This window comes from Plectonema radiosum NIES-515, assembly GCF_025753815.1.
GTDB classification, from domain to species: Bacteria; Cyanobacteriota; Cyanobacteriia; order Cyanobacteriales; family Nostocaceae; genus Hassallia; species Hassallia radiosum_A.
Genome location: NZ_JAOWRF010000302.1, coordinates 1 through 10109 on the forward strand (window position 1 = coordinate 1; position 10109 = coordinate 10109).

At 43.9% G+C, this 10109-nt stretch carries 17 protein-coding genes; 8 read left to right on the plus strand and 9 right to left on the minus strand.

Features of this window, described 5'->3' with window-relative positions; translation table 11 throughout:
- Nucleotides 1–111: 111 nt before the first annotated feature.
- The 8 genes from OGM63_RS21300 to OGM63_RS21335 form a co-directional block, all read right to left on the minus strand.
- Nucleotides 112–1251 carry a site-specific integrase gene (locus OGM63_RS21300; RefSeq protein ID WP_263747657.1) on the minus strand — a complete coding sequence of 380 codons (1140 nt, stop codon included), beginning with the start codon at nt 1249–1251 and terminating at the stop codon, nt 112–114.
- Between the two features lie 52 nt (nt 1252–1303).
- On the minus strand, nt 1304–1507 hold the full coding sequence (locus OGM63_RS21305; protein ID WP_263747658.1) for a hypothetical protein: 204 nt from the start codon (nt 1505–1507) through the stop codon (nt 1304–1306).
- Between the two features lie 24 nt (nt 1508–1531).
- On the minus strand, nt 1532–2668 hold the full coding sequence (locus OGM63_RS21310; protein WP_263747659.1) for a hypothetical protein: 1137 nt from the start codon (nt 2666–2668) through the stop codon (nt 1532–1534).
- Between the two features lie 13 nt (nt 2669–2681).
- Entirely contained in the window at nt 2682–2885 is a 204-nt protein-coding gene (locus tag OGM63_RS21315; RefSeq protein WP_263747660.1) for a hypothetical protein, read from the minus strand.
- A gap of 7 nt (nt 2886–2892) precedes the next feature.
- A complete protein-coding gene (locus OGM63_RS21320) occupies nt 2893–3090 on the minus strand; it encodes a hypothetical protein (RefSeq protein WP_263747661.1) in 198 nt (65 codons plus the stop codon).
- A 163-nt stretch (nt 3091–3253) separates the two neighbouring features.
- Nucleotides 3254–3457, minus strand: coding sequence for a hypothetical protein (locus OGM63_RS21325; RefSeq protein ID WP_263747662.1), 204 nt, complete (start codon nt 3455–3457; stop codon nt 3254–3256).
- Complete coding sequence (locus OGM63_RS21330; protein ID WP_263747663.1) at nt 3450–3650, minus strand: hypothetical protein; 201 nt, start codon at nt 3648–3650, stop codon at nt 3450–3452. Before OGM63_RS21330 ends, OGM63_RS21325 begins: the two co-directional genes overlap by 8 nt.
- 54 nt (nt 3651–3704) lie before the next feature.
- Nucleotides 3705–4064 (minus strand): hypothetical protein, encoded by a 360-nt coding sequence (locus OGM63_RS21335; RefSeq protein WP_263747664.1) that lies wholly within the window; start codon nt 4062–4064, stop codon nt 3705–3707.
- Nucleotides 4065–4574: 510 nt separating this feature from the next.
- Between OGM63_RS21335 and OGM63_RS30105 the strand changes: the two genes are divergently transcribed.
- Nucleotides 4575–4943 (plus strand): hypothetical protein, encoded by a 369-nt coding sequence (locus tag OGM63_RS30105; protein ID WP_263747665.1) that lies wholly within the window; start codon nt 4575–4577, stop codon nt 4941–4943.
- Nucleotides 4944–5014: 71 nt separating this feature from the next.
- Here the strand turns inward: OGM63_RS30105 and OGM63_RS21345 are convergent, their stop codons facing one another.
- Entirely contained in the window at nt 5015–5443 is a 429-nt protein-coding gene (locus OGM63_RS21345) for a KGK domain-containing protein (RefSeq protein WP_263747666.1), read from the minus strand.
- A gap of 14 nt (nt 5444–5457) precedes the next feature.
- Here OGM63_RS21345 and OGM63_RS21350 point away from each other — a divergent pair, with 14 nt between their 5' ends.
- The 7 genes from OGM63_RS21350 to OGM63_RS29955 form a co-directional block, all read left to right on the plus strand.
- Nucleotides 5458–5586, plus strand: a complete 129-nt coding sequence (locus OGM63_RS21350) for a hypothetical protein (RefSeq protein ID WP_263747667.1) — start codon at nt 5458–5460, stop codon at nt 5584–5586.
- On the plus strand, nt 5564–5857 hold the full coding sequence (locus OGM63_RS21355; RefSeq protein WP_263747668.1) for a hypothetical protein: 294 nt from the start codon (nt 5564–5566) through the stop codon (nt 5855–5857). The genes OGM63_RS21350 and OGM63_RS21355 overlap by 23 nt, the downstream gene beginning before the upstream one ends.
- 112 nt (nt 5858–5969) lie before the next feature.
- Entirely contained in the window at nt 5970–8402 is a 2433-nt protein-coding gene (locus OGM63_RS21360) for a DnaB-like helicase N-terminal domain-containing protein (RefSeq protein WP_263747669.1), read from the plus strand.
- Complete coding sequence (locus OGM63_RS21365; protein WP_263747670.1) at nt 8399–8668, plus strand: hypothetical protein; 270 nt, start codon at nt 8399–8401, stop codon at nt 8666–8668. The genes OGM63_RS21360 and OGM63_RS21365 overlap by 4 nt, the downstream gene beginning before the upstream one ends.
- Before the next feature lie 85 nt (nt 8669–8753).
- Nucleotides 8754–9542 carry a hypothetical protein gene (locus OGM63_RS21370; RefSeq protein WP_263747671.1) on the plus strand — a complete coding sequence of 263 codons (789 nt, stop codon included), beginning with the start codon at nt 8754–8756 and terminating at the stop codon, nt 9540–9542.
- Entirely contained in the window at nt 9514–9909 is a 396-nt protein-coding gene (locus OGM63_RS21375; protein ID WP_263747672.1) for a hypothetical protein, read from the plus strand. The genes OGM63_RS21370 and OGM63_RS21375 overlap by 29 nt, the downstream gene beginning before the upstream one ends.
- A gap of 54 nt (nt 9910–9963) precedes the next feature.
- On the plus strand, nt 9964–10109 hold a 146-nt coding region (locus OGM63_RS29955), incomplete at its 3' end, for a phage tail fiber repeat family protein (protein ID WP_375340514.1).

Below are 10109 nucleotides of genomic sequence, written 5' to 3' on the forward strand. Positions count from 1 at the left end.
GGACTGAAAATCCTCGTGTCACCGGTTCAAATCCGGTTCCTGGCATAATCAACAACGAAATAACTACGTATCTGGCGATCGCTTGCATTTGTTTGGTTAGTCAATATTTAATCAACGGAATTTTACGTCCTTTGAGTAACCCAAGACAACCGGTGCTGTTGGTCGTTCAGTACGGTGCATCATCAATTCAAATGCACGCTGGTGATGGCGCTCGTTGATCCAGTGATGGTAAAGTTCGGTGTGAGTTTGGGCAGAGTGCCCCATCTGTTGGGCTGCTAGCGATACGTCAAGTCCAAATTCTAAGGTTCTTACAGCCCAACAGTGACGCAAGTCATATGCTTGAAAGGGGATGTGACGGTGAAACCAAGTTGTAGCCGCATGACCAACTTCTGCATTGGGGCGGTCAAGGTTAACCTTGGGAAGTTTCACTTCTTGCAAGTTGAATTGGTCAAACCATTCTGGAAAACAGGGCCACACCCGCCTTGCACCGGTTTTGGAATTTTCACCAACATTAACAATGTAATCACCACGGGCGATCGCCGCGAAATCCAAACGAAAAACCTCATGATTTCGCAAGCCATAAGTAGCCAGCATCCCATACACCCAACGCCACGCCTCATCCTCAATTTGATAGAAATGTTGAGCAATTGCTGTGTCATGTGGGAGATCGCGCGGGGTTACTTTTCTTGGGCTGTATCTTCCTGCATATGACTTTAAATTGATATCAATTTCTGCAAACTTTGCTAACGCACTTAATGCCATACAGGTGCGTTTACGAGTTTTGGTATCCGGTCGAGTATTCGTTACTGCTTTTAAAATAACCGCACTACTTAAGCTCTCCCCTGGAAGTTTGTTAAATACCGCCAAATAATCTATCTTCCATGTGGTTTCTGTTTGATGATTACGTTGGCGGGTTTCAAAGTAAAATTTCTCAAATTTTCTGATCCAGTCTTTGATAGAGTTACCTGGGGACTCCCCAGGGTTTTTTAAATAAAGCTCCCATTTAAAATCCTTGCACGCCAGTAAGCCACCAAGCTTGTGAGCTTCTGCCTCGGCTCTTTTTAATCCATCTTTGTTGGCGTAAATACCAAGACTAAGCCATTGTTGATGTGAATTGGTCTTGGTAGAGTTGGGTTTTGGGGGCAGAGTTGCTCTCAAATAAAGGCGGTTTTTAACTTGACAAACTGCGACGCCTATACGTGCGGTTTTGAGGCGGATATTAATAGTAGAAAGTTGATCTGAAAATTCCATTGGATAATCAAAAAAAAACGACCGACTTAATAAAATCGGTCGCAATGCGGGTCTAAATAAACGTCATCCGACCGCCACCAAGCATTTGCTCCAATAGCGCGTCTTGTAGGTCGGTCTCTTCCGAATCGAATTCATCGTTATCTGGGTCATCCCCCGGATATGCCCAAACATTGTTGCAGTCGTTGCAGCGATAAAATCCGTGATCTCGATTGAAAATGATATTTTTACTGCGACAGTGGATGCAAATTTTATCCATGATTTTGATTCTCCCTAAAAAACGCTATCCAAATTCCCGGCGCAACTTTTCTAAAAAGCTCTTACCTTCTGAGTAGCGCTGACCGGTGAAGCCTAAGACTTCGGTGACGATCGCACTGTCGGATTTCTCGGCTCCAAATCGCTGAATCATCCGCCAAAGTAGCCTGCCAGCGTCGGAACAATTTTCCTCAAAATCCGCTCCAGAAGCGGTTTTGAGGGCATTTTCAGCCTCATTTTTGTCTTGGATCGAGTTGTCACTGTTTGGTGGTAGTATGGTTGAACTATAACGAGATGAGGCTGATTTCATTTCTCGGTAAGTTGGCAGTTTACAGGGACTATCGTCGAGCAAACAGTGGGAACGGTCTTGTTTTAACCAATCAACAAGAGCGTTATTTTTCAGGCTTTTAGCGTGCGATTGAGCCTTTTTACCGAGCCGTATCCGGAAAAAAGCGTCCGCCAAGTCTGACTTACCCTCAAGTCCCCAAGCCGCAACCCGGTCATACTGCGAGAGTAAGACCGTAAAGCGGCGAGCTTTACGTCCTCTTCTCGCATGACGCTCTAACCATTCCCCCGATGACGGGACTTTAGAAACTAATTCCGGGTATTCCTCAACGATAATTACCCTTTCTGTACCTTCTAGGGCACCGTCACCGCGTTCGTTGCGGGTCTTCATTTGGTTGGATAAATCCTCCAAATCTTCGAGCATCCCGCGCTCGATAGCCGCCCAATTTTCACCTTTGCCTACCACCATCAGACCTAGCCAGTCGGTCGGTGTGCCTTCACATTCGTATACTTTCACACGTCCACCGACGCTGTAAGCGAAGTACTGGGCGATGGTTGATTTACCAGTTCCCATCTCGCCAATCACCATTACTTGCTTGCCTTCAGTGGCGGCAACGATATCGGTGATGATGTCAAACTCTTCTGTAACAGTAGTCGCAGACACATCAATGATGTTTTGGACGGCTGCACCCATGTAAGGCAGTTGGTCATACACTTTCAACAATTGCAGTGTGGTTTGACGTGTCATTTCCGCTACATTGATTGTCATTTTACAGACGGCTGTCACGCCGTATAAGCCAAACAACCAACCCGATAAAATGACTCTCCCGGTTCCCCAAAAAGCATATTTGGCGATTTCTTTGGGGGATGGGAGGCGCATTGGGACCCAATAATTATCTGCCAATTTCCTCATCCTCCTTAATCTTCTCGATTGACACGAAACCGTGAGCATCTTGAAAATCGCAGACACTAGAAGAGCTATTTTCCAGCAAATTCACTTGATCAGGAAAATAATATTCCGCTTCTATTTTGCTAAAGTTGATACTGCGGTCTTCTCCGTCATCAGTAAATTTTATTTGATACCTGTTGTCTGCCATCGTCGCTTCAACTAGCCTCCTTATTTACCGACTTTTGTAAGCGCTGAACCGTCTCTTTTCCTTTCTCTACGTTGGTTTTCAGTTCGTTGAGGTAAGCTTCTTTTTCAGCAATACGTTCGTCAAGCGCTTTTTCTTTAGCGTCAAGTCGCTCACTAATTTCTCTCAATTCTTTATCGTCGAACACATTTGAAAGCCAATTAAACATGCCTTGCCCTCCTATCTGCCATAAAGTACCCCCTCTTTAAATACCCGAAAGTCGGAGTTACACTGAACGAGTGCCGTCTGTAACTCAGCATTTTTAATGTGAAGCCAGATGGCGACGCCGAGCGCCGCCACTCCCAAGAATATTGGGGTGGGGTCGCTCTCTTTCATTCCTTGCCTCCAGACTGAAGATAGGGCAAGACTTGCTTGATGATTTCCTGGTCTTGGGGTGTGCGTCCCAAGTCGGGTTTCCCGGCTTCATCGCTGGCGATGATGACAGCAGCTTTATAGGTCAAATCTTCGGGTACACCGCTTTCTTCGCAGGCTCTTAAAGTTGCACCGTAAAGATTTGCGTCAAAAGGTTTACTCATCGCTACCACCTTTACACTTAGCTGCATCCAGTATAATTGTCCGTTGCTCTTCTGTAAGATTGGCATTGCCGTTGCAAGGCACGGCTTCTAACTCTAAATGAGTCCCCAGGCGGTAAAGAGCATCGTTTTCAGCCTCTTTAGTGGTGGCTGACTCGTAAAATTTGATTTGTCTTTCGACGTACTTATCTGTCATTATTGGAGAATTCCTAATGTGAAATTATGGAATACAGAGCCTGGAAAGGGGTAGTTAATCCGTCCGGGCTTCTGTTTTTGGTAATACGTAGTTGATAGAGGAAGCGCGGTATACCCGCCCGCCGTTAGTTTGAAAAACTTTACGGTCAGAGATGCGGATCGCTTTTGACCGGGAGACTTTCACCATTAAAGAAGCCGCGTCTGGAGACATGCAGAAAAATTCGTAGTTATCGAGCGAGGAGAACTCAGTTGGAGTCTTATCACACAGCACTTTATAAGTGGCTTCTATCATGTCATTGACACTGGAGACAGAGGGTAAACCCGCTAAATAGCGAGGCTTACGAGGTGCTTTCGTCTTAGTTTCTTTGGTGTTTGTTGCGTTTATCCCGTTGGTATGGGTGGTTATTTCGGTCATTGTTGTGTTAATTTATTGCCTGTTATTGGATTGATAAAATGCTCAAGCTTTGCTCACTGTCTGGGTTGTAGGTGCTTTCAATTCCCCTTGCAATATGTGCAAGCGCTCAATCAAGGTTTTGGTTGATTCCATTTTCATTGCCATAATGATGATGTCTCTAAAAATATTGTTAACGCCAGGGCTTCAGTGAAGCCCTTCTTTTTTATCTCCCTCCAGTTGTTGATTAATTTGCCAAGATGTTGCTGTCATAAATTCCCAGAAAAATTTACTTAATGGCGATCACTCCTTTTTTATTGGGGATTGGGGGTTGGGCGTTGGGCGTCTTTGCACCGATTAACCGCTAGCAGGTCTTTGGGTTGCGCTTCAGTAGCTGGCAGGCTGCTATCTCTGTCTGTTTGCGGGGGGGGGTGAGGGTTGCAAAAATAGTTGTTTACGCATACAACTAAATATAGTCTAGTAGTAGGCGCACAAAAAGTAAAGATAGTATGCGGATACAATAGGGGGTAGTAGGTGGACACAACGAATGAGAAAACCATTGCACGGTCAACGCAAGCTCAAATTGAATCTGTCGATATCGCCAGAGGGAATGGAATTATTGGAAGAGAAAGCGAATATTCTGGGGGTCAGCAAGAGCGAAATGCTGGAACGAATAGCCCGGAATCAAGTATCTTCGGTATTGGAGCAACAGTTACTGGGGGAATGCTCGACCATCTAATCGACGATCACCTCGACGAGATGGTAGCCAAAGAAGATGAGGCTAAACGCATAGCGGCTCAGGCTAAACGTGTAAAGGCTGACTTGGAACGGCTTAAAGTTAGAATCCAAGAACTTAAAGCCCTTCGTGAAGAGTTAAACAAACAATCCGAGCAAAACGAATAAAACCGTCCCGCCTCATGAGGCGGGACGGTTTTTCAATGGGCTATTACCTGCTGTCAGATCGCAAGGGGTTATTATCTTTGTTGCCGAAACTCATCTAATGGTGACAGTTCTTTTAACGGCACAACTTCTTCCGGTTCAATCTCCTTGATGAGTTCAGCCTCTTGCTCGATTTCTTCCTCGTCGGGAATAAACTCTAAAGAAATCCTAACTCTACCTTCCTTCCACTGCCCGTTACCAACTTTTAACACACGGCATCTTATCCCATCCCCCTTCCAAACTTGAGCCGCAATGTTAGCTCTGTTTTCTACAAACTCAGCTAATTTGTTCCCCGCCTCCTCAACCGTAAAAGTTGAAGCCCCAAGAAAGCTAAGGTTTTTCTGAACAGTTACCACATCGTCTTTGTCTAAATTCACAATTAAATCCTCAGTTAACGCCATTTCCAGGTTGCCACCTGGTACTAATAGCGTTCCCTCTTGTAACCAAAAAGCGATCGCGCTCATCGATGACTTCCTGGATGCTACCAATTAAAAAGCGATCGCACTCCTGGGAACGGAGAGAATGCGATCGCCAAAGAATATTTCCCGTAATTGCATCTACTAGTTCAAATGTACTTCAACAAAATGAAACTTCCCGAAAACTTTAAGCGATCGCACCTCCTGTTAAGAATTTGGCTTTGGGCGGCAGTGCGATCGACCGAGTTTCACAATTGCCAACTGTGCCTTCAATCTCCACTGATAGAAGTAAAGTTACCAGAAAATACTTGTCGTTACGGGTATTTACAGTTTGAAATCACTATCAATCGTCCGATGCTGATGATAGTCACTCCTTGGGAAGTTTGCCTAGATTTCGCTCATGCCAGAAAACAAGTAGGCGAAATTATCGATCTCCATCCTGTTAACGATGTCCCTTTTTAAACATGAGCAACCAACTACTATCAAGCTATTTAACGACAGAAAAAAAAGCGGTCGTTATAACCCGCTTTTTCGTTATTAACAATTACAAACAACAGGGAGGTGAAGAATGAATATGTCAACGACCCTATCATTTGATACCTTTAATGATAGTCTACCACCCTTTAATGCAGAAGCGGAAGAATCAATACTGGGCGGGATACTTCTTGATGAAAATGCCATTCACCGGATTAAGGAAACGTTAAAGCCAGAGCATTTTTATCTTGACTCCCACAAAACTATTTATAGGGCTTGCTTAAAGCTTGCTGATAAAGACAAGAAAATTCAAATTCCCGTTGTTGAGTCTTATTTGAGAGATAACGACCTTTTATCAGGGATTGGCGGGAGGAACAAAATCGCCGCTTTGCTCGATAGAACCGTCTCTACAGTTAACATCGATGGGTTGTCAGAACTAGTTATCGATAAAGCTATTCGCCGTGGTGTAATAAAAATTGGTAGCGAAATAGCAAAACTAGGATACTCAGTGAACAACGAAATATCAGAAATAATGGCGGCGCTTGAAAAACAAACCCGCTCGATAATTGAAACCTCACGTTATCAAACTAAAGAGCAAGCTCAACGTGCAAGACACGACCAAATGCTCAAAGATTTGACAGAGATTAATACGACCTGTGGAGAACCTTCTTATCGATTCTATAAAATAAAAGACTTGGCTGACAAGTATGAAGTTTCTATGAAGTTTCTAGAAACTCTCTACTTAAAATCTCTAGCTTCTCAATGCAGCAAGTTGCTGACTTATGAAGAGTTAAAAGAGATAGCTGGAGGTACAATCCGCGAATGGTTACTTAACGGGTTAGTTCCAAAAAAATCTACTATCTGCTTAGTTGCGGACGGCGGCGTGGGGAAGACAAAGTACGCCTACTCTCTAGCCAAATTGTTAATAGAAGGGAAACCATTGGGGATTTTTCAACCGACTGGCGAGAAACGAAAAATATTGTTCTGCCAAGGCGATGAAACCGAATTGGATATGTACCAAGCATTAGAGACTCTTGGATATTCAGAAGGGGATGTTGGAAAGTACGTAAAAATCTGTATTGGCTGGACTTTTGAAAACATGCCCATCTTGATCCAAGAATTGCAAGATGAAAACTTTAAGCCAGATTTTGTTGTTATCGACAGCCTTTCGTCAGCCAACCGCCTATCAATTTTTAGAGAAGGAGAAATGGAGTACGCCCGCCCGTTGTTGGAATTGGCGGCGCTAGCTACAAAATACAACTGTACGTTTTTGGTAATTCATCACACCAACAAGGCAGGGGACACCAGAGGATCTACAGCAATCCGAAATTCGGTTAGCGAATTCTGGAAACTCACGCAGCCTACAGACTCGCAATCGACTAAAGGAGATCGGATTCTAGAAATTGATAAATCTAGGTCAAGGTCTTGCAAGAAAAAGTATCGGCTATTTTTCAACTCTGAAGATTTAAGCTTCAGTTTTTTGGGAGAAGAAATAGACCAACACAGCAACAACTCAGAAAGTGCTTTAAAGCAAAAAATCTTAGGCTTCTTCAATACCAACCGAAACAAAAAATATACCGCGCTAGAAGTTGCTCGCGAATTAGGCACTAATTATGGACACACCCGGAACTCTTTGTCAGAGTTAAAATCTGACGGATTACTGAGTCTGATTTTAACTCCTGGTAAAGCCAATCAATATTTCCTCAGTTTTGAGGGGGGTACAGCGCCTACGGAGAAGCCTGTTATTAATGTTTCACCAGAGTCGCTGCACAACCGAGGGGTGCAGCGCAATCAGCAGGGGGTGCAGCATAATCAGCCCCCTGGTGCACCGGGGGGGTGCAGCGCTGAAACAACCATATATCAAGATTCTGCCTCGCTGCACCACCTGCACCCCCAAAACGCAATTTTTTCCAGCCCCTCAACCGATTTTGAAAATAAAACTTCTGGGGGTGCAGTGTTCTCCAAATCCCCAGAACTCATTAAAAACAATGGTTCTAGCGCTGCACCAGGCGCTGCACCACTAGATGCAGGTGGTGCAGCGCCTGATGAGCGCGTAAATACGCAACCAAGAGCAACTAATAATACTGTCGAAAATCTTTGTCCTCGCACCGGCTTACCACTTCCTCAGCCCTTTGAGGTGAAAGTTGAAAGCGTTCTGGGAACTTCTATTTGCCTTGTTACTCCCCAAAAACTCCGCAAGAAAGATGGAAGGATGGAATGTCGATTTGAATTTGAGTTTGCAAACGGCGCCACCACCAAAAAATCCTGGGCACTGAGCAAGAAAGAACAGGCGACCGAAATTGCAACCAAAGAAATTAACGATCGCATGAAGGATGCAATCAAACATTCATCGCGGCGTTACAGCGTATATCAAATAGTTGGTGAAATGTTAAATCCTGAAGAAATCTGGGTTGAGGGATGCCAATGTGTCGAAGTACCGGAGCATCCGGTAAATAGCTGGTGGGTTTTTAGAACTCCGGCGGGCGATCGCATCCAAGTTGCTGGAGACAACGAATTTAAACTAGAAACATGATCTGTGATGCCTGTCCCTCAACCGCCATCAGTTATGATCCAGCAGCAGAAATGTACACCTGCCAAGCCTGTGGACACAAGTGGTTTCCCGACGACTATGACGACTTAATTGAAGACGACGACTTTGATATTGAGTTTGACTGCGGCTTTCAGCCTGGGTTTGGTTGCCTTTATGCAGGTAGCGAAGACTGTGATTTTGAATGTCCCTATCGCGACAAACTACATCGGCATCCAGATTACCCAGACGTGGGGTTAAGCGATTTTTGAAGCGCACAAGTTAACAATGCATTCCAAAACCTTTACAATACGGTCGTTTTCAGCTAAAACGAACTTGTTACATACAAAACCTTAGGTGGCGATTTCAACCTTCAACAAAGCGAAAACTATTGTCAAATCCCTTAGCTTTGGCACGGGACAAACGATAGTCCCTATCTTTTCAAACAATCTTACCGGCGACTATCCCGGTCAAATTGTCAGCGTCAACGCTTTCGTAAAGAACTTAAAGGCACATGCCAAAATTAGCAGCCTTGCACCCGTAAAACTACCAAACTTTACTTTGGAAGATTCAGAAACCGATAAGCTTTATAAAACCCTAGATATTGAATGGGGTAGCGCAAGAAAACAACTAAACCTTTACATCTCTGACAACCAAACAGACTGGTATCAGGTAGGAGCTATTAGCTTATTAAATCCTTCAGGATACCCCTACAGAATCTACAATCTCATGGATTTAATTACTGATAATCTGGCTATTGAATTAGGAGACAATGGGCGTATCGGTGTCCAAGTTCAAGATGTGGGTTATGGTGCTTTACAGGCTGGAGATAGCATTACGATCCACGGTTCTTATGTGCAAGAAATTGCGGTTGATAGCGATAGCGCTACACTTCACACTACTAATGATTTCGAGGAAATAATTGATATAGAAAGTACCATTGTCTTGCTTGCTAATCCACTGAGAAAGTATGTAGCTTTTACCAATAATGGCAACCATCCCATTTATTTAAACTTAGGGGATACGGCAACCCTAGGGCAGGGGATTTATTTGACACCTGCGGGAAGTTTTGATTTTGACAAGCCCTATTTTGGCGCTATCTCTGCAATTGCAGAGGGTGACATTTCCTCTGCCTCTGGCATATAATGCACATAATTTACTTTTAACTAAAATGCCAATTTCTAACCCGAACACCAACAATTCTATTTTTATCCCAAGCCCGGAATTTTTATTTGCGGCTTCTATTGATGTAACAGTCAATAAAACAACGTCCGTTTCGATAATAACTGAAAACGTGGGAAGGAGAGGTTTGACAATTTTTAATGCTCATTCTTCTACCGTTTATATTGACACAACATCTCATGATGATAAGCTCACTTTTATGTTTTCCCTTGCCCCAGGTGCATTTTATGAGATGCCGCATCCCGCATTGCATAGTACCTTATATGCTATTACTGAACTGGGTAGCGGTAAGCTTTTTATAAGAGAAATTCGTGTACTTACTGCGGATTAATTTACATATATATTGTGCGTAAAGCACTTAAAACAGACTTCCCTCTAACAGATTATGCCTATCTCTAAACCTACTAAAATTGAAAAGATTGTTGATATTGAAGGCTTGCAAGCGGCACTGGATACCAAGTCTCCCACGTCACACACTCATGCGATCGCACTAATCCAAGGCTTGCAAGCGGCGTTGGATGCAAAGTCTCC